Below are 19,490 nucleotides of genomic sequence, written 5' to 3'. Positions count from 1 at the left end.
TAAAAAAATAGAGTAAATTACAGGTGATAGGTATATTACTGTGTGATCTTCTTTTGAAAATCTTTGGTAATATTTGAAGATTGTTTTAAGCTTGGAAACCCAATAGCTTTCCGGTTTCTATTGATGCGTGCTGAGTCCGAAGCATTAAAATCAGGAGTAGAATAATGGTTGAATATTCCATAAATAGATTCGGAATAGTTAATATATTGATGTTTATCTACCATCTCTATATAATCTCTGGGAGTGCATTCCCCGGATCTTACATACTCCAGTAACTTTATTTTAAAATATTCATAGTTCTGAGAGCCTGCCATATGATTAAATAAGACACCCATTGGCATAAAGCTGTTATTATTCCCTGTTAATCCGATTTTTTGCTTTGATGGATACCCATAATTTTTAAATGTCCATAAGAGGAGACTTGCATTTTTTCTATCATTGATTTCAACTGTTGGTCCACGTCGTTCATTATATTGATCTCTTTCAAATGCAACACTGAAAGAATCAATCAATTTTTTATTTAAACCTTTCTTCCATTCACTCACTTTCTGTTCTACAGTCATACTATCAATACCATATTTTTTATAGAGCTTAAAAAATTCGGCATCTTCTCTTTTGTATTTCCAATAGGGGGCTACCTGTGCTATTAATTTGTCCAGACTTTTTTGTCCACCGAAGTTTTTATTATATCGGTCAGCATATTTGATATAGTTTTCATATTCTTCTATTCTTTCATTTTGAACAGGGGAATATTTTCTAAATAACCTTTTATACTTTTTTATTGTAGCCAGAGTATCCTTATTTACCCTATGAATACTGTCTATAGTATATACTTCGTGATAATATTCAATATAGTTTAGCTTTTTACTTTTACAGGAAAAGAAAAACAGCAGTATAAGCAGTATGACGTTTATTTTTATTTTCATGGTTGAATTTGTATTCCTGTCTTATGAAGATAGGAGGGGATTGTCCCCTCCTGTCATTTTTTAATCAATTGATAGTACAGCTACCTGTTTTCCATCAACACAAATTACAGTATCACCAGTATTCCCTGGCTTACCACTAGGTCCAGTTTCAGAAGTTGTTTTTTCGTTTGTGGATCCTCCACCAATAATACTTTTTGTATTTGCTAACTTTTTGTTTTCTAAAGAAGAGAAATCACTCTTCATTCCATTTAATTTTTTCATGATGGTAAATTTTTAATTTAATAAATCATTTGTGTCATATAATCCCTGACATTGTGGGCGCATTATTCTCATATTTATCTTGTACTGTACACATACAATCCAAAAGTGAAAAATATTTCATCAACGTTGATGGTTTCAAAACTAAAAAATAATACGTCACTTTAAGGTGATAAATATTGTGAATTACATGTGTATTTCTTTACTGTTTGCCATAACTAACAGCTGAATTTGTACAGAAAAATAATGATGAAAAATGAAGAATTATTTAATCATGCGACAGAAATCTCCAAAAGTATAAATTGTTGTTTTGTAGAATAGAAGTAAAATATCAAATGAATATAACGAAAGTTAAAATCACATTCTTTTGTACAAAAAAATGTACTTCCCTTGATTTGTACGAGAATTTGCATGAAGTTTCAAAAATGACTTTCAAAAAGGGATCTCTTAAAATAGCTTAAGAATTAAAATATTTTGAAAATAAAAGAATTATTCAGAAAATATACCTTGGAAAAAAGTATCTAACGCAGTGTTCTCATCTAGCTTAAACTTCTTTTTTAGTCGGTATTTGGTCATTCTTACACTTTTGGGTTCTACGTTCAGAAGGTTGGCAATCTGCTTGGTATCCATTCCTAGGTAGAGGTAGGCACAGTATTTCAGATCTAGTGCAGTAAGCTTTTGTCTGGCTTTATCATTGATTTTCTTAAAGAAATCAGGATGTAGCTCCTGAATGGTGAATTTAATCTTCTCAAAATCATTATCCACACGGTTTTCTTCTTTTACAACCTGATGAATATTAATGTCTGTATCAGAAAGTTTTGTCTGAAGCTGCTGAAGAACCTCATTTTTATGCTGAATATGAAGCTGGCTGGCTAAGACCTCACTTTGAAGTCTTTGCTGCTGTAAAGTAAGTAATTCCTGTTCTGCCTTTAATCTTGCCTGCTCTTCTTCCTGTAGTTTTACCTGTATTTCAGCATCATGTTTTTCAGTATTCAGTTTTTTCTCTCTTTCAATAGAATATCGCAATTTGTAATGATAAGAACGAAACATAAAAAATGCTCCGATCAATCCTATAATTCCTAATCCAATATAAAGAAGCTTTTCTTTCTTTAAACTGGATGTTTTTTCAGTTAGGACTTTCAGTTCAGCATCTCTTTTCTGTGATTGAAATTGCGCTTCTAGTCTTTTTACAGTTTCTGCCTGACCTTCATTGTAAAGAATGTTGTTATATTCAGTTACTTTTGCCTGATATTCATACGCTTTTTGATAGTTTTTTTGCCTTTCATATAATTGGGCAAGATCACTTACAACATTGATCATCACATGGTAATAGACCGGGGTTTGAGTAAGAAGAAGTTGTTCGGCTTTTAGAAGATATTGCTCCGCCTGAATATGATTCTGATCACGGGTAGCAAGATTGCTTAGAATACCAAGAGCTCCAGCCTGAATACTTTGATTATAAGTGGTATGCTGAGTAAGCGTAAGAATTTCGTTGGTATTATTATGAATTTCTTTACGAATCTCCGGTGTGATGGTTGGGTAGCTTAAATAATAGTTATTGAGATTAAGCAAAGCCAATGACTGAGCGTGCGGAGAAACATGACCGGGAAACTGCTGATAAAGCGCAACCGCTTTTTTACACATTTCTATGACAGCATTTAGGTCTTTCAGGTCTTTTGTTTTTTCATATCGGAATGAGTAGCACACTGCTAAAGCAGAATAAGCAGAGCTCAACATATTTTTATTCCCTGATTTTTGTGCAAGATCTACAGCTTTTTGAGCATATTTTGTAGCGTTTTCAGCATCATCCCGCTCCGAGTGAATTCCGTAAAGCAGGTAGTTAAGCTTAGCATTTAATAAAATTTCTGCAGGTAGTTTTTCTACTTGAGGCAATGTTTTTTGGATAAGCTTAATGGTGTTCTCAGATTCACCGAGTGTATTATTATAATAAATATTCAAATAATCAGCATAAAGAAGAGCCGTTTTATCTTTGCTTTTTTGTGCTATAGCATTAGCTGCATCTATGATCGGAGGGACTTTATTATATTCAGTTTTGTTCAATTTAATAATTCCGTCCTGTACTAATGCTTTTACTTCTTCAGTATTATTATGTTCATTTTTCGCAAGCTTTAATTGCTGTTGGATATATTTTTCAGCAGTAGGGTACTGATCACTGATTCTATAGTATTCTGTAAGGTCATTATAAATTTGAAACTTTTCTGCTACCGAAGTATTGTCTTGGTTCAACTGATTTTTAAGGTTATCAATAAAGGCATTTTGGGCTGGACAAAGCGTGCAGATGAAAATTATTAAGTATAAAAAAGAGTACTTCAGTTTCATGAAGTGAAAGTACAAAAATTGTAGACACTTATCAATTATCTGTATAAAAAAGGGAAAGGGTGGTTCGTTTTTAATTTACTGTAAATTAAATAATTAGTTTATGTTGTAGTCGTTTTGTAGTCACTTGTTTTTTGAGTTGAGGTTGTTTTGTAGTAATATGAAAAATGGAAGTTTTGTTTTTCTGTAGCAATTTTGAAACAAGAAAAAAAACAGAAAATATTAATTTAAAAAACTATCTATCATGGACAACAAAACATTATCTATCGTATCCTATATTACAGTTTTTGGGTGGATAATTTCCTATGTATTGGGAAAAGACAAACCTAGCGGCTTTTTGAAATATCATCTTAAGCAGTCTTTAGGTTTAGTAATTTTTACGGCTCTTTTATCAATTGCTATTAGAATTGTACTCGCCGTTACCCACATGGGCGTATTTACCTTTTTCGGAGTTCTTCCATTAATATTATCCATTATTGGAATTATAAATGTAGCGAATGACGTGGAGAAACCTTTGCCTTTGATCGGAAAAATGTTTGAAGGTAAGTTTTCATTTATCGGATAAAAATAAATATAGTTGCAGCTATGGAAGGTTTTAAGCATTTAGAAAGAGAAGGTACAGATTATATAGTGAAACAGTATGTGTCTTTACAGCATATTATTGTAATGATTTGGGCATTGATCTCAATCGTTGTGATCATCAATACAAGCTATCTGAAAACAGGGATTATCATGCTGATATTTTCACTTCTGCTGACGTTTGTTGCTTTTATGCCTCCCAGAGTTTCCTTTAATTTTATATCTAAAAATCTTACTGTCGCCAATAGAGGATTAAATCGCAGAAAATTTACATACGAGCTTAATGATTTTGAAGGATTTGGGTTACAGACAATACGCTTCGCTATCATTCCTTTAGGATGTTTTCTCTATGCAGATTTTAAAAATGTTTCACATTTTAAACGTCCTGTAATATCCCAGTCTTTCAGTAAAAAGAAGATGCAGGAAATTATCAATGAACTTGAAGATCTTAAAAAAACACAGTAAGAACACCTAACATTAATATTATATTATGAAAAGACCATTGATTATTGCAGGAATGCTTATTCTGGGTTTGTCCGTAATCTCTTGTGACAAACTTGAGAAGATTAAAGATAAATTATCACAGAATAATACCAAGCAGGCAAATCCTTTTAGTGTTAATTCAGGAGATGAAACGAGAGATATTATCGCTTTTAATAATAAGGTGGTAAAGATGGATGATGCCCACTCAGATTTCATTAAGAACTTTCAGAACTCATTGGAACAAATGGACGCTTATGTAAAGAATGTAGCTGTAAATCCACAGTTTTCCGGGATCCCTCCGATATTTACCCCAGTTGTTATGATGTGGGCAAATCAGGAGATTAAAGCTCCGGATGTCCTGGGAAAAGAATACCAGACTTCTGTAGATAAAATGAAAGAAACCGCTTCACAATTACAGACCTTGAAAAAAGAACTGGAAGCTTATAAAGATGCAGAAGACTGGAAGGATGATAAAGGTAAAAAAGTAACGGAAATCAGTGAAAAAGCAAGTAAACTTATTAAGGAAAACAGAAAAGCTGCTGATGAACTATTTGCAAAGCTGGCACCAAGAGCTGAAAAGGCAGAAACAGAAGCTCTTAAAGATCATCCATTGAAAAAACAGATCCTCCAATCCAGAGAAACAATGGAGTTTGCTCAGAAAATCATTGATGATTCTTATGATGTGAAAGACCTTAATGCTTACAAACAGAAATTCTCCCAACAATATGTACAAATGGAAAAGCTGTATAAAAGAAATATGGACGAAAGTATTCCTTCATCCGAAAAACAGAAGGAAAGCAGCTATACAGCTTTTAATAATTCTGTAAATGACTTCCTTGGAAAAATGAGAATTGTACAGCGAAGTCTGAATGAAGACAGTCCAGAACTTAATCGTAATCTTGATGATCTGGAGAGAGAATCCGGATATATTCTAGACCGTTATAATTATTTTGTTGATTGATCTATAATTAAAATTTGACATTATGAAAAAAATATTAGGAATTATTCTGATCATTATCGGGTTCTGTTTGGTGGTAATCATTAAAATAGGACCATCCAAAGAAACATCATGGTTATTCAAATATGGAGAATTACCCCCTATACTCGCGGGAGCCGCAATTTTGATCCCTGGGATGATTATGTATAATAAAAACAGATAGCTATATTCATGAAATTGGCTATACTTTAAAAGAATATAATAGCCGGATAAGGGTAATTTTACCGCCCATTTTAAAGAAGAAAAATAAGTATGGATTTTGAAACGTTGAAACAACAGATAGAATCAGCGGCAAGAAAAGCTTTTTTAGAAATGTATGAAAAGCACGGTGCTGAAGGAATTTACAGCTTTGCTTTATACAGTGATGAAGGAGCAATGACGGTATGTCCTTCTTCTAATACACAGGAAATGCTTAAAGAGGTAGATGAAGATGATACAATGTATTATAAATATGAGCCTGCAGAATGGACGTATGAAATGGAAGGAGCAGATAAAGAATTTAATGACATTTGTACAATTCTGAGAACAGAGCTTGAGAAAAATGAGGAAGATGATGAGTGGTTTCAGAGATTTCAGGCTAAACTTTATGCAACCTGCATTGAAGTACTTGAAAAACTTAAAAATGAGAACTTTTTCAAAAATATTATAGGGAAAGATATTTTCCTGATTTTCACCGTTTCAGATTATGAATTTGAGAAACACGATCTGAAGAATATTATTATCAGGCTTAATGATAATGAATATAAAAGTGAATATCTGGATTGGATGGAAACCTGGGGCAATTAAAAGGATGTAAAACAAAAAAACACACTTAAATATATCGTATGAAGCAGGATAAAATAATTGTCTCAGATACATCTTACAAGAGTAATAATACTCTTAATGTGATTTTTAACATTGGAAAACTTCATTGAACGGAAAATCAACAGATTATGTAATCATGTAAAAAGATTCAGTCTATGGAAGATTTAAAAAAGCTCAACATTGAATTTTTATAAACCTAAATCAAATATATAAACCCAAATCTTTATGAACTCATATAAATTTTACAAACAGGAAGGAAACCAATATATCTTTAAAAATCAACCGGTTTTTGTCTCTGTTTTATGTCTTTTCTTTTTAATAATAGCAGGACTGATCTTTAAGGATGTAAGAATTCTTAGTCTTATTCTCATTGCATTGGTAGTGCTTATTGCTGTTAATTTCTTTACGAAGAAATTTATCATTGATATGGACCGGAAAACCATTACAGGAAAGCATACCATCTTCGTTCCGGAAAGAACGTACGATATAAAGGATTTTACCAACTTTCATGTATTGGCTACAAAGTATATGGGCTTTATTACCACTAATGTTGTGTTGTCTATTTACTTTGAGGTAGATGGAAAGGAGAAGCAGCTTACTATTGGGCAGTCTCTTACACAAAGAGGAATACAGGAAATGGTAAATGAAACCGAAGATATTATGAAACTGAATGAGCAGGGCAATGAATATAACAGACCGTTATAAGTTTGAAGAGAACGGAAGCGAAATAAGCTTTATGCCTAATTATAGTTCCTTAAGTACTTTAATAGGGTGGCTGGTATTGGGTATCATTGTGCTTCCTGCGATCATGTATTACTTTATGGATCAAATGTCCGGGGATGCCTTTAGGGTTGTTTTTGCAATTTGGATTGTCTGTATGGGATATTTACTCTTTGATCTGTTTTTCAGGGTTCCTGTGAAGTTTATCTTTGATAAATCCGAGCGGTGTATTTATAAAAAATGGATGTTGTCCAGGAAGATCATGACCTTTGATGAAATGGCTTATTTTATCAATGAAGAAAGAGGCGGATATTACTATTCCATCGGGAAAAAAAGAAATCAGTTTGTGAAAAATTATAGGATCAGCAATTACTTTTCAGGATCTAAGAAATCCGTTGAGAGAGAAGATGAATATATAAAAGAAATATTATGCCCAATTCTGATCGCTGTAGGAATTCCTTTCAACGAACGGTAATTATAAACAAAAACGATAAGTAGGGTAGAAGCTACAACCATGACAACTATAAGTATAACCATTCCTCTTCGCTGGAGGGGTGGCAAAAATTCAAAGAATTTTTGACGGGGTGGTTAAAGCTTTGTACAAATCTTCAACATTGAATCATTCAAAAAAGACTTGGGGCTGTTTCGAAGAAACAGCCCCAAGTTATATTATTAAAGAAAGCTGATTAGTTAGCTAAAATTCTTTTTACAGCTTCTTTCACTGCAGCAGCATCAATCTTATACTTCTTCATCAGTTCAGCAGGTGTTGCAGACTCTCCGAAAGTATCATTTACAGCTACAAATTCCTGTCTTGTAGGTCTTCTTCTTGCAAGCATTCCCGCAACAGATTCTCCTAAACCACCAAGGTAGTTGTGCTCCTCAGCCGTTACAATCTTACCTGTTTTTTCTACAGATTTTAAGATGATCTCTTCATCAAGAGGCTTAATCGTGTGGATGTTGATCACCTCACAAGAAATACCTTCTTTCTCAAGCTCATCAGCAGCTACAAGAGATTCCCATACAAGGTGTCCTGTTGCAACAATCGTTACATCAGTACCTTCCTGAAGCATGATTCCTTTTCCAATTTCGAAAGGCATATCTTCAGGGATGAATACAGGAACAGTTGGTCTACCGAATCTTAAATATACAGGACCTTCGTGCTCAGCAATAGCGATTGTAGCCGCTTTTGTCTGGTTGTAGTCACAAGGGTTGATTACTGTCATTCCAGGAAGCATTTTCATCATCCCGATATCTTCCAATACCTGGTGAGTAGCTCCATCTTCTCCTAAAGTAAGACCTGCGTGAGATGCACAGATTTTTACATTCTTACCAGAGTAAGCGATAGACTGACGGATTTGGTCATATACTCTTGAAGTAGAGAAGTTAGCAAAAGTTCCTGTGAAAGGAATTTTTCCAGTGATGCTAAGACCTGCAGCAAGTCCCATCATGTTTGCTTCTGCAATACCTACCTGGAAGAATCTTTCAGGAGCTTTTTCAATGAATTTCTCCATTTTCAAAGAACCGATAAGGTCTGCACAAAGTGCTACTACATTAGGATTTTTGTCAGCAAGTTCCGCTAATCCGGCTCCGAATCCTGAACGAGTGTCCTTTTTTTCTGTATATGTATATTTCATTTTTATTTTTATTAATCGAGATTGTTTAAATAGTTGTTTAATTTCTTTTTATCAGCCGGATCAAGTTTTTCCTGAATTTCGTTGAAGTATAAAACTTCCCGTCTTATTTCATCCAATGTTGCTTTAATACCTACAGAATGTGGTTCAAACTGTGAAAGATACATGTCGCACGTTTGTCCTGTATAATTTCTCAAGTGTTCCTTTAATTCTTTATTCTTGAATTGAGGAATATTTTTCTCAAAATTAACGCAGTGTTGAGGTAATCCTTTCCAAAGCTTATCATTATGGATATTATGAATTGCTAAACCGTCTTCTGAAGAAAGCTTTTTCTTATAGTCAGAGACATAATCAATGACGAATGAATATTCTTCAAATTCTACTGCTGCGGAATCAGCTGCCACAACTGCCGAGTCTGCACTGGTTGTATTATATTCATCCAGCTCTTTTTGATAAGCAAGCATTATAGAATCCCGTCTTCTCTGCTGATCTGTAATAATTTTCTTATGATCTACAGAAATAAAATCTTTAGAATCTGCTATAGATTTCATGACAAGATACTCACGATCATAATCCTTTTCAGGTGCTACTTTCAGAATAAGTCCCTTTAACCCGGATTTTTCAAGCTTAGGTATTGTAAGGTATTGCTTCACTAATCCGTTGAAAACAGTAAAACTGTTATAAGGAGAAGTTTCATCAATACATACCTTTAAGAAATCATCCTTACGAGTATATTGCGGGTCCTTTTTGGGTTTGAAATTAACCAGATAATGGTTGCATGGAATCCCTAAGATGGTTTCTTTGGTATTCAGCTTTTTCGTTTCAAAAACATATTCCTTATCAGTATTTTCTGAGTAAGAACTTTGTATAGAACTCCAAAAATGCTTTCCCATACCTTCACCGGTAAGACGGTTGTTTATTTCCAGACTTACAGGGCTTGTAGCCAATGCATCCGTAAAGAAATACATCGGAATATCCTTGAAGGTAACATTGGTGAAAAATTCATTATTATTGCTAACATACATTTTCACCTGAGAATTGGACAGTTGATTTCCCATCATCTGATAGGTAAGTTCCTTTGCAAAAGAAACCTTCTTTTCCTGAGCAATACCAAGAATAAAACTGGTAAGAAAGCAGATTAAAATGAATTTTTTCATGAAAATTTGATGACTGATTTTTTAAAGATATTAGTAGTCAGCAGGAGCTTCTAAATACAATTGTTTGAATGCTGTTTCCAATTGCTCATCATTAGGAGCTTTACCATGCCAAGCATGACTTCCCATCATAAAGTCTACTCCTGCACCCATTTCTGTGTGAAGAATGATTGCTACCGGCTTACCTTTTCCTGTCTCTGTTTTAGCTTTCTCAAGGATTGCGATTACAGCTTCAAGATCGTTACCGTTTTTCTCTTCTAAAACAATCCATCCGAAAGCTTCAAGCTTAGCATGAAGATTTCCTAGGCTTAATACATCATCAGTATCTCCATCGATCTGACGTCCGTTGTAATCGATTGTAGAAATAATATTGTCTACTTTTTTAGCAGCAGCATACATCAATGCTTCCCAGACTTGACCTTCCTGAAGCTCACCATCTCCGTGAAGAGAGTAAACAAGAGACTGATCTCCATCCAATTTTTTACCTTGAGCCACACCAAGTGCTACAGAAAGACCTTGCCCAAGAGAACCTGAAGCGATTCTGATTCCAGGAAGTCCTTCGTGAGTAGTAGGGTGTCCTTGTAATCTTGAATCAAGTTTTCTGAAAGTTTTCAGTTCCTCTACCGGGAAGAAGTTGAATCTCGCCAAAGTAGAATAGAATACCGGTGAAATGTGCCCGTTTGATAGATAAAAATGATCTTCATTTTTGCCCTCCATAGTGAAAGGAAGATTATAGTTCATTACCTTTCCGTAAAGTGCTGTGAAATACTCTGTACAACCTAAGCTACCACCCGGGTGTCCTGAATTTACAGCGTGAACCATTCTTAAAATGTCTCTTCTGATCTGCGTAGTAAGAGATTTTAACTCTTCAATACTTTTACTCATTATATCTGATTTATTTGCACGCGAATTTACAATTTTTTACCGGCTTATGGAAATGCAAAAATCCGGATATAAAAACCCGGATTTTTAATTATTTGAATATTTTCCCTCTTTTAGCAGCCTTCGTTGATGTAAACTGTAATTTCAGTCACAATATTATTAACAAATTTAAAGGTAAGTTGTGTTCCTGCATCATAATCCTCAATGTTAAAGTATCCTGCATCTTTAATACGTTTGCCATTATCATCAACTTCGGGGTGAACACTGAATATAGGATAATTCCTGTAAGCATTGATAAGCTCATCTCTGGTACTTCCAACACCCATTCCGCTTTTTGTTCTGAATTTTTTACTGGTAGTTGTCATTCCTGCAATGGTAACGGCATCAGGTTTTGCTGCTCCACCATAACCCTGAAAGATTTCAATATTAATGATCTCTCCATTGTATTTCACAACATTCTTACTTTCGCTATCAGAAGTTTTCAGTTTTATACCTGCAATTTTTTCTGCCTCACTTTTTTCCATAAAGATCTTGTAAGGACCAATTCTTAAAGTGGATATTTCAAAATTCTCCTGAGCACTCATAGATCCAAATGTCAGTACGAAAATGAAAAGTGAAATAATTTTTTTCATAGTTAGTAAATGTTTTTTAAATTTTATTTTTTTCCTAATGTTTTATTGATTGCATTTTTAATCATTGGTTCCATGATTGTATATCCTACAGGAACCGGATGTATGCCATCTTTTGAAAGCCCTTCACGCATTCCGCCTTTTGAATCCCTCATTGCGGTATTATAATCTACAAATATGAGTTTATTGTTGTCTGCATATTGCTTTAATCTTTTATTCAGTGCATCTACTTTTTGAGGAGCATCTGTTATTTCTTTACGCCATGGAAATTCTGCTGCAGGCAATACGGAAGTAATAATTACTTTAATTCCGTTTTTTTGAGCAATATCAGCCATAGCTTTGATGTTGTTAAAAGTGAAATAAGGTTCATATATGCCCGTATTCTGAGCAATATCATTGATTCCTGCATTAATGATGACCAGCTTGGGGTGTAAAGCAACAACATCATTCTGAAAACGAAGCAACATCTGTGATGTAGTTTGCCCACTGATCCCTCTGCCTGTATAATTGTTTTCAGAGAAAAACTCAGGATGACTCTTTACCCAACCTTCCGTAATGGAATTACCCATAAAGACAACATCCACTTTTTTCTTGGAACTTAAAATGTTTGTATTTTCATCCTTATACCTTGTAAGATTGGCAAAATCAACTGCGCTTTGTGCATTTATAAATATGCAGGAAAACAGATTAAAGGCTATAAAAATGAATAATTTCATAACTGATAATTTTATGGTTATGCTTAATTATACAACTCTCAAATGTTGCTTGTTTTTTACCAGCCATAGCCCAATAAAGGTCAATAACCCGTTAAGAACAATAAGTTCTACACCAATTCTGTAGTCTGTATAAGTTGTTACTGCATAGTTGATGAGATATGTGAATATCGGAGCCAGGATTGTCACTGTAAGAATAGAATACTTCTTTGAAATCTGGAACTTGGTGAAAATTCCAAAAGCAAAAAGCCCTAATAACGGTCCGTAAGTGTAACCTGCAACTTCCATGATCAGATAAACAATTGATTTGTCATTTAATGCCTTAAAAACCATGATCAGGATGAAGAAAACTACAGTGAATGTTAAATGCACTTTCATACGAAGCCTTTTCTTTTCTTTTTCTGTTTTGGTTTTATCTTCATTTAGGTTTAATAAATCTACACAATAAGAACTTGTAACCGCTGTCAAAGCTCCATCAGCAGAAGGGAATAATGCCGAGATTAATCCGATGATGAAAATAACGGAAATTGTCATCGGGAAATATCCCTGAAGTGATAAAGCAGGGAAAAGGTCATCTCCCATAACGTTCTTAATATTTCCTGCAGCATCTTTGAAACCAAAGATATTAGTCACAGGATCAGTTCCTGTAGTTCCGTATCCTGCACCATGCTGTAATGCGAAAAGATAAAGTAACCCGCCTAAAAATAGAAAAGCAAGGTTGACCAAAAGAAGAGTTCCTGCAAACGTCAGCATGTTTTTCTTTGAATTCTTAAGGTTATCCACGGAAATATTTTTCTGCATCATTTCCTGATCCAATCCAGTCATGGCGATTGTAATGAAGATTCCTCCCAAGATGGTTTTAAGGAAGAAGGTTTTGGAATTTGGATCAAAATTGATAAAGTGAGTATAATTTTTCTGCTCTAAAATAGTATAAGCTTCCCCGAAAGACAGATTCAGATTGGATAAAATATAAACGATACAAGCTACCAAACTGATGATCATAAAAGAAGTCTGTAAAGTATCCGTGATCACAATAGTTTTCACCCCTCCTTCAAAAGTATAAAGAAGTACCATCAGTAAAAGTACAAGAGAAGTAACCCAAAACGGCACTCCCAGTCCTTCCAACAGGAATATCTGTAAAACATTCACTACCAGATATAATCTCGCTGTAGCTCCAATAGCTCTCGAAATAATAAAAAATATTGAACCGATTTTATGCGCTTCCACATTGAATCTTTTCCCTAAATAGGTATAAATAGAAGTCAGATTCATTTTATAATACAACGGAAGCAGTATGGCTGCGACAATAAAATATCCAATGAAAAAACCAATCACCATCATATAATATTCGAAACCTCCATAAATATATTCAGAGCCGGTCATTTTTCCTACTGTTCCCGGAACTGAAATGAAGGTCACCCCACTTAAACTGGTTCCGATCATCCCGAATGCCACAAGCCACCATTTACTTTTTTTATTACCAATAAAGAATGACTGGTTATCAGAATTTCGGCTGGTGAAATAAGAGATCACCAAAAGACCGATAAAGTAGATAAAAACGAATAGCAAAAGGATAGTTCCTGGATTCATGCTTAAATTTTAAATTTTAGCAAATATATAAAAAAGAACTATCGTGAATCGTGAATTTTGTTCAGAGGAGATTTTTATACAATTACTTTAGAGAAGTTATTAAAAATTGAATATAATTTAAACTTTGCTGAGTGAAACGCCTTAGTGACCTCGTTACGGTATTTTACTCAAAAAATCTTTGGGACCGCAGTGTTACAGAATAAAAAATACGCATAAAAAAACCTTCCAGATTTACTCTGAAAGGCTTGTATTGTAAGGGTGGAAGCAGTAATTAATTTACCAAAACATCCTGCAATTCCTCACTCTTCTGGAAACTGGCTTTCGCGAACGGACAAAGAGGAATAATTTTCTTCCCGTTTTTCCTTGCAAAATTTACAGCAGCCAGAAGCATTTCCTTACCTACACCTTTTCCGTTGTAGGCTTCTTCCACCTCCGTGTGGTCTATAATAAATCTTTCTTCTCCTGCCCAGGTGTAAGTCATCATTCCTGCGCGTCTTCCATCTATGAAAGCTTCAAAACTTCCGTGTTTTTCGTCGTTGTTTTGTTTTACTTCGATCATATTTTATGAGAATTTAGTTAGTATTTCTATGTCGTTTGTTAATATTTTATGAATAGGACAGGCATCTGCAATCGTGTGAAGTCTTTTCATTTGTTCAGTATCTAATACCCCATCAAAAGTAATATCTCTTTTGAAAATTGCTCTTTTGGTCAATGGATAATTTTCAAGTTCCACTTCCACATTGATGTTTTCTACATCCCATTCTTTTCTTTCGATGTACATTCTTAATGTAGCTGCTGTACAGCTTGCTAAAGAGGTAGCAAGAATTTCCATAGGATTAAACCCTTTGTTTTGTCCGCCTTTATCTAAAGGCTCATCGGTAATGATCTTGTTTTCTCCTGCTGTTACCTCAGTATAATATTTCGTTTTTCCTAAACTTGCTTTTACCGTTATCGCCATTATATTTCTGTATTGAATTTATAACTTAATGCTCCTGAAGGGCATTGATCTATTTGATTTTTAAGTTCTTCAGGTGTTGCATTTTCTGCTTTTATCCAAGGTCTGTTTTTGGGATTATAGACTTTGGGTAATAATTTTACGCATACAGCCGAGTGAATGCATTTTTTTGGCTGCCAGATAACAGTAATGTCACCATTCTGGTATTCGTGTATTTCCATATCAATTGTCTTTTAATGATTATGATTCTTTAGAAAACGAGTCATACTAAGAGCCACGATATAATAAAAACCTATGGCAATATAAGGATAAAAAAAAGAAATAGCAGTTCCTTAATATAAAATATAAAGGAACATTGAAGACTATACTTTTCTTTAATCTTCTGTTTTAACTAGTTTTTTAAAGTTTTCAATTTTTGTTTTTAAGTCGTTTAGCATTTCAGGATTGATCACTCCGCTTTCAAGGTCAAAATTTTCATAAAACTTAGACAATGAAAAAGTTTCCTTGATGTCAGCTCCGAATTGAGGAAAGAATGTTTTTGCCGTGTTCATGACATTGCCACCACCATAACCGCCGGGAGAAGTGCTCATAAGAAGCATAGACTTGTTTTGAAATACTTTTACATTGATCCTTGATGCCCAATCGAAAACGTTTTTAAAAGCAGCACTGTAAGATCTGTTGTGCTCTGCAAGCGAGCAGATAATGACATAACATTCTTCAATAACCTTTAAAAATTTGTGAGCTTCGTCCGGAAATCCTTTCTTCTCCAGGTCTACAGAGAAAACAGGCATAGTAAAATCGTTGAGGTCAATAAGGTTGATTTCTTCTTCTTTAAAATCTTTTAAAACAAATTTTACAAGTTCTCTGTTAATGGAAGTAGATGAAGTACTTCCTGCAAATGCTAATATTTTCATGATTTTTCTATAAGTAAAACTACTTTTTGTTTAAAACTGCTTTTGGTAATGGAACATATTCCTGATCATCACCAGGAACCAAAGGAAACGCATCATGGTTCTGGTCATGCCAGTTTACCTTTGCCTGATCAATGATTTCCTTATCGGAATTCACAAAATTCCAGAATATAAATCGTTCTTCATCAAAAGGTTCTCCTCCAAAAAGATAAACCGTACCGTTTTCACTCATGTCAAATTCACAAAGTTTTGTGTCCTTGGCAATCATCAACTGTTTTGAACCATAAGAGTTACCATCCGTAGTTACTGTTCCTTCCAAAACATACATTGCAGCTTCGCCATAAAGGTCTTTACCAATACTTATTTTCTTCGGTTCTTTAGTTTTAATTTCAATAAAGAATAATTTACTGTGTACCGGAACAAGAGATTTTTTGCCAAATGCTTCTCCTGCAATGAGCTTATACTGAACTCCGTCTTCTTCCCAAACAGGAATATCATCAGCTTCAATATGATGAAAAGTGGGTTCGGATTGCTCAAGATGCTTGGGAAGACCTACCCAGATCTGAAATCCGTGAAGTCTTTTATCGCTGTGTCTTAAATATTCTGGTGTTCTTTCAGAGTGTACCACTCCTTTACCGGCAGTCATCCAGTTTACAGCACCCGGTTTTATTTCTATGGCATTTCCAATACTGTCTCTGTGGAAAATAGATCCTTCAAGCAGATAAGTCAGTGTGGATAATCCTACATGTGGATGTGGGGGAACATCAAGGTTTTGATAATCCTTTAATTCCGAAGGTCCCATATGATCAATAAAAACAAAAGGACCAACAGCTCTTTTTTCACGAAACGGAAGAAGTCTTCCTACAAGAAAATTTCCTATATCTGCTGCCTTTTCTTCGATGATAAGTCCAATATTTGACATAATGATGTAATGCTTTTAAAGTTTAATTAAGTGTATATAAAAGTCTAAAGTTTATCGTACGCATTAAATTTTTCATCAACGATACGTTTCCATTCAGGGTGTTTTTTAATGAAGGCAAAAACATAAGGACAGAATGGAAGAAGCTTTTTGCCACTTTCTTCAATGTAATGAAGAGTTTTTTCCACTACTGCCGCCGCTGCACCGGTTCCAGCCAGTTCAGGCTCTGCTTCAGTATGTATTAAGGAAATCTGATGAGATGTTTCATGATAATCAATAAAGGCATAATGCCCATTGAATTCTATTTCAAATCTTTTCTCAGTTTTTACAAGTGGAATGTTTTCAAATTCAGTTTTCATAATTTATGTATTAAAAGTTTGGATTTTTATAAGAGATCAGAATTTGTAATTGTAGTTTATTGTTTACAATATTAAACTCTGATCTCTTATATTTAATCCGTTATAATTGTATATTATAAAGTTAGTAAAAAAGGAATAATTAAAGATTAAGATAAATTTAATTCTAACTTTTTAATCTTCTAAATAACCAAATTTCCCGGTGTTGAAGTCCTCAAAAGCTTGCATAATTTCCTCTCTGGAGTTCATTACAAATGGTCCGTGAGGGAATATAGGCTCATTGATAGGCTCACCACTGATGATTAAAACTACGGCATCTTCATTTGCCTGAATAGTGAATGTCTCACCTTCATTTTTAAACAAAGCAAAATGATCAGCTTTTACATGTTCTTCTCCGTTAATTGTGATACTTCCCTCAATAATCAAAGCTGCTGTATTGAAGTGAGCAGGGAAATTAAATTCTGCTTTACCTCCTGCTTTAAGCTTTGCATTCATCATGTGAACGGGAGTAAAAGTAAATGCAGGACCCTTATGCCCATCATATTCTCCAGCAATAAGCTCTATGAATCCGTTTTCGCCAAGGTCAATTCTTTCCATATTTGAATTTTCAATTGCCTGGTATTTTGGATTGCTCATTTTGTCTTTTGCAGGAAGATTTACCCAAAGCTGAACCATTTGAAAGATTCCGCCTTCTTTTGCCCATTCTGTTTCATGATACTCTTTGTGAAGAATTCCCTTTGCGGCAGTCATCCACTGTACATCACCCTGTCCGATGATTCCTCCTCCGCCAGCGCTGTCATGGTGTTCTACTTTTCCGTTATATGCTATCGTTACTGTTTCAAAACCTCTGTGTGGATGAACACCTACACCTTTTGGTCTGTCCGAACCATTGAAGTGGAATTTTGAATTATAGTCAAGCATAATGAATGGGTCCATTCTTTTCATATCTAATCCAGGTACTCCAGGGATAAAATTATGAACTCTAAATCCATCGCCTACAAAATGTGCAGGTCTTGGTGCTACTACTGTTTGTACTTTTTTAGTTGTCATCATATTGTTGATTTTATATACACAAAAATACCACAGCTAAGAGGAAAAAACATTGATCTGTGATAAGATCGATAGGGGGCTGAAAGTGAAAAGTATGAATGCGAAAAGTAAATGAATTTTTAAAAGCATCTGTTTAAACTTATATTAAAATATCATTATTCTTCCTTAGATTTCATGTTCTTTCCATCCGAAATATGTAACCTTTTAAAGACTAATCCTGATAAAATTGTCAGTATTCCTACAGTTAGAAAAGTATATCGGAAAGCATTATGAGTTTCTCCTTTGATGAGATCCGAATTTTCAAATATTTTTAAAACAATCAATCCGAATGCGATTCCGAATCCGATGGCTAGCTGCTGATTTACAGAAATTAATGAATTACCACTGCTGGTTTGGAAATTTCGAAGATCAGCAATAGAAATAGTGTTCATAGAAGTAAACTGTATAGAGTTGAAGAAGCCCAAAACAGCAATAATTGGAATAAACCAATATAAAGAGGTGTGAATGTCAGGAATTGCCAGCATACAGATCAATGTTCCAATGATAAAGGTATTGATCATTAATGTCTGACGGTATCCGTATTTATCAAGGATTTTAATAACAGAAGATTTTCCGAATATAGCCGTTAAAGCCATAGGCGCGATAATCCAGCCTGAAGTTACAGCTGATTGTTTATAGGCGATCTGGATCATCAAAGGAAGCAATAAAGGAACAGAGCTGATCCCTAATCTTGTGGCTAGATTTCCTACAATTCCTACACGGAAAGTTCTTACTTGAAACAGATTCAATGGAAAAATAGGGTGCCCTTCCTTTTTTGCATGTTTATAGTAGTAATAGAGAAATAGAAATCCAAGGATGAATACTATGAGGACTGGTGTTATATTTTGCATGTCTCCGAAAAGTTCTAATGAAACAGAAAGTAGGAGAGAGGCCGCTGCAAAGATTAAAAATCCTTTAAAATCAAAATCTACATCGTCAGATTTATAATCAGGCATAAACTTTAATCCTAAAACAATCCCTAAAATCCCAATCGGAATATTGATCAGGAATATCCAGTGCCATGAAAGATAATCTACCATATAACCTCCTACCAATGGACCGAGAACGGGACCTATAAGCGCAGGAATAATAGCAAAGTTCATAGCTTTCAGTAATTCACTTTTATCAAAGGTCTTGATGAGTGCCAATTTTCCAACCGGAGTCATCAGACTTCCTCCTACCCCCTGAATAACCCTTGAGATTACCAAATGAGTAAGGTTTTGTGATAAAGAACAAAACAATGAACCTAAACTGAATAATATCAATGAGAAGATAAATACTTTTTTAGTCCCGAATCTATCAGCAAGGAATCCACTTGCGGGCATAAAAACGGCTAATGTCAGAACATAACTGATAATAGCATTCTGCATATTTAAAGGAGACTCATGAAGGTCCTTTGCGATGGAAGGAAGAGAAGTGTTCAGAATCGTAGAATCCAGCATTTGCATAAAAATAGCAGTAGCCAGAATGAGTGGTAGAATTTTCTTTACTGAATTCTGTTGAGGATTTGTTTCTATCATTTTGTGTAGGCTGAAATATTTAAAAATTTCCAGACTT

24 protein-coding genes are annotated in these 19,490 nt (G+C 34.5%); 7 read left to right on the top strand and 17 right to left on the bottom strand.

What is annotated here, in order from left to right; genetic code table 11:
• Window positions 1-35: 35 nt before the first annotated feature.
• From BW983_RS20300 to BW983_RS20290, 3 genes are all read right to left on the bottom strand, one after another.
• Window positions 36-926: a hypothetical protein gene (locus BW983_RS20300; RefSeq protein WP_076553624.1), complete on the bottom strand. Its 891-nt coding sequence runs from the start codon at window positions 924-926 to the stop codon at window positions 36-38.
• A 60-nt stretch (window positions 927-986) separates the two neighbouring features.
• Entirely contained in the window at window positions 987-1,187 is a 201-nt protein-coding gene (locus BW983_RS20295) for a grasp-with-spasm system A modified peptide (RefSeq protein WP_076553623.1), read from the bottom strand.
• Between the two features lie 486 nt (window positions 1,188-1,673).
• Complete coding sequence (locus BW983_RS20290; protein ID WP_076553622.1) at window positions 1,674-3,524, bottom strand: helix-turn-helix transcriptional regulator; 1,851 nt, start codon at window positions 3,522-3,524, stop codon at window positions 1,674-1,676.
• A gap of 241 nt (window positions 3,525-3,765) precedes the next feature.
• On the opposite strand from BW983_RS20290, the gene BW983_RS20285 reads away from it, so the two are divergent.
• The 7 genes from BW983_RS20285 to BW983_RS20260 all read left to right on the top strand — a co-directional run bounded on the left by BW983_RS20285 (window position 3,766) and on the right by BW983_RS20260 (window position 7,579).
• Window positions 3,766-4,086, top strand: a complete 321-nt coding sequence (locus BW983_RS20285; RefSeq protein ID WP_076553621.1) for a magnetosome magnetite crystal formation protein family — start codon at window positions 3,766-3,768, stop codon at window positions 4,084-4,086.
• Window positions 4,087-4,106: 20 nt separating this feature from the next.
• The gene (locus BW983_RS20280; protein ID WP_076553620.1) at window positions 4,107-4,565 is read left to right on the top strand and encodes a hypothetical protein; all 459 of its coding nucleotides are present in this window, start codon (window positions 4,107-4,109) and stop codon (window positions 4,563-4,565) included.
• A 25-nt stretch (window positions 4,566-4,590) separates the two neighbouring features.
• Window positions 4,591-5,544 (top strand): YiiG family protein, encoded by a 954-nt coding sequence (locus BW983_RS20275; protein WP_076553619.1) that lies wholly within the window; start codon window positions 4,591-4,593, stop codon window positions 5,542-5,544.
• A 22-nt stretch (window positions 5,545-5,566) separates the two neighbouring features.
• Entirely contained in the window at window positions 5,567-5,743 is a 177-nt protein-coding gene (locus BW983_RS24200) for a hypothetical protein (RefSeq protein ID WP_167370018.1), read from the top strand.
• Between the two features lie 89 nt (window positions 5,744-5,832).
• On the top strand, window positions 5,833-6,366 hold the full coding sequence (locus BW983_RS20270) for a DUF4303 domain-containing protein (protein ID WP_084184611.1): 534 nt from the start codon (window positions 5,833-5,835) through the stop codon (window positions 6,364-6,366).
• A 243-nt stretch (window positions 6,367-6,609) separates the two neighbouring features.
• The gene (locus BW983_RS20265) at window positions 6,610-7,089 is read left to right on the top strand and encodes a hypothetical protein (RefSeq protein WP_076553617.1); all 480 of its coding nucleotides are present in this window, start codon (window positions 6,610-6,612) and stop codon (window positions 7,087-7,089) included.
• Window positions 7,067-7,579 carry a hypothetical protein gene (locus BW983_RS20260; RefSeq protein ID WP_228409047.1) on the top strand — a complete coding sequence of 171 codons (513 nt, stop codon included), beginning with the start codon at window positions 7,067-7,069 and terminating at the stop codon, window positions 7,577-7,579. Before BW983_RS20265 ends, BW983_RS20260 begins: the two co-directional genes overlap by 23 nt.
• Before the next feature lie 211 nt (window positions 7,580-7,790).
• Here BW983_RS20260 and BW983_RS20255 read toward each other — a convergent pair whose 3' ends face one another.
• The 14 genes from BW983_RS20255 to BW983_RS20190 all read right to left on the bottom strand — a co-directional run bounded on the left by BW983_RS20255 (window position 7,791) and on the right by BW983_RS20190 (window position 19,453).
• Window positions 7,791-8,738, bottom strand: a complete 948-nt coding sequence (locus BW983_RS20255) for a transketolase family protein (RefSeq protein WP_065396745.1) — start codon at window positions 8,736-8,738, stop codon at window positions 7,791-7,793.
• Window positions 8,739-8,749: 11 nt separating this feature from the next.
• Window positions 8,750-9,892 (bottom strand): hypothetical protein, encoded by a 1,143-nt coding sequence (locus tag BW983_RS20250; RefSeq protein ID WP_076553616.1) that lies wholly within the window; start codon window positions 9,890-9,892, stop codon window positions 8,750-8,752.
• 30 nt (window positions 9,893-9,922) lie between these two features.
• Window positions 9,923-10,777 carry a transketolase gene (locus BW983_RS20245; protein ID WP_262484598.1) on the bottom strand — a complete coding sequence of 285 codons (855 nt, stop codon included), beginning with the start codon at window positions 10,775-10,777 and terminating at the stop codon, window positions 9,923-9,925.
• Between the two features lie 107 nt (window positions 10,778-10,884).
• Window positions 10,885-11,403 carry a hypothetical protein gene (locus tag BW983_RS20240; RefSeq protein ID WP_076553614.1) on the bottom strand — a complete coding sequence of 173 codons (519 nt, stop codon included), beginning with the start codon at window positions 11,401-11,403 and terminating at the stop codon, window positions 10,885-10,887.
• Between the two features lie 23 nt (window positions 11,404-11,426).
• Window positions 11,427-12,116: an SGNH/GDSL hydrolase family protein gene (locus BW983_RS20235; RefSeq protein ID WP_076553613.1), complete on the bottom strand. Its 690-nt coding sequence runs from the start codon at window positions 12,114-12,116 to the stop codon at window positions 11,427-11,429.
• A 27-nt stretch (window positions 12,117-12,143) separates the two neighbouring features.
• The gene (locus tag BW983_RS20230; protein ID WP_076553612.1) at window positions 12,144-13,703 is read right to left on the bottom strand and encodes a sodium:solute symporter; all 1,560 of its coding nucleotides are present in this window, start codon (window positions 13,701-13,703) and stop codon (window positions 12,144-12,146) included.
• A gap of 271 nt (window positions 13,704-13,974) precedes the next feature.
• A complete protein-coding gene (locus BW983_RS20225) occupies window positions 13,975-14,262 on the bottom strand; it encodes a GNAT family N-acetyltransferase (protein WP_185116876.1) in 288 nt (95 codons plus the stop codon).
• A gap of 3 nt (window positions 14,263-14,265) precedes the next feature.
• Window positions 14,266-14,661 (bottom strand): OsmC family protein, encoded by a 396-nt coding sequence (locus tag BW983_RS20220; RefSeq protein ID WP_076553611.1) that lies wholly within the window; start codon window positions 14,659-14,661, stop codon window positions 14,266-14,268.
• Window positions 14,661-14,879, bottom strand: a complete 219-nt coding sequence (locus tag BW983_RS20215; protein WP_076553610.1) for a (4Fe-4S)-binding protein — start codon at window positions 14,877-14,879, stop codon at window positions 14,661-14,663. Before BW983_RS20215 ends, BW983_RS20220 begins: the two co-directional genes overlap by 1 nt.
• Before the next feature lie 153 nt (window positions 14,880-15,032).
• Complete coding sequence (locus tag BW983_RS20210) at window positions 15,033-15,572, bottom strand: NADPH-dependent FMN reductase (protein WP_076553609.1); 540 nt, start codon at window positions 15,570-15,572, stop codon at window positions 15,033-15,035.
• 19 nt (window positions 15,573-15,591) lie between these two features.
• On the bottom strand, window positions 15,592-16,491 hold the full coding sequence (locus tag BW983_RS20205; protein ID WP_076553608.1) for a pirin family protein: 900 nt from the start codon (window positions 16,489-16,491) through the stop codon (window positions 15,592-15,594).
• A gap of 44 nt (window positions 16,492-16,535) precedes the next feature.
• On the bottom strand, window positions 16,536-16,847 hold the full coding sequence (locus BW983_RS20200; protein ID WP_065396755.1) for a GNAT family N-acetyltransferase: 312 nt from the start codon (window positions 16,845-16,847) through the stop codon (window positions 16,536-16,538).
• A gap of 171 nt (window positions 16,848-17,018) precedes the next feature.
• Window positions 17,019-17,894 carry a pirin family protein gene (locus tag BW983_RS20195; RefSeq protein ID WP_076553607.1) on the bottom strand — a complete coding sequence of 292 codons (876 nt, stop codon included), beginning with the start codon at window positions 17,892-17,894 and terminating at the stop codon, window positions 17,019-17,021.
• 155 nt (window positions 17,895-18,049) lie between these two features.
• Window positions 18,050-19,453, bottom strand: a complete 1,404-nt coding sequence (locus tag BW983_RS20190) for a DHA2 family efflux MFS transporter permease subunit (protein ID WP_076553606.1) — start codon at window positions 19,451-19,453, stop codon at window positions 18,050-18,052.
• Between the last annotated feature and the right edge of the window lie 37 nt (window positions 19,454-19,490).

Origin of the sequence: Chryseobacterium ureilyticum (assembly GCF_900156735.1) — a bacterium.
Taxonomy (GTDB): domain Bacteria; phylum Bacteroidota; class Bacteroidia; order Flavobacteriales; family Weeksellaceae; genus Chryseobacterium; species Chryseobacterium ureilyticum.
The sequence above is the reverse complement of the archived record's forward strand: the minus strand, read 5'-3'. Positions and strand labels throughout refer to the sequence as shown.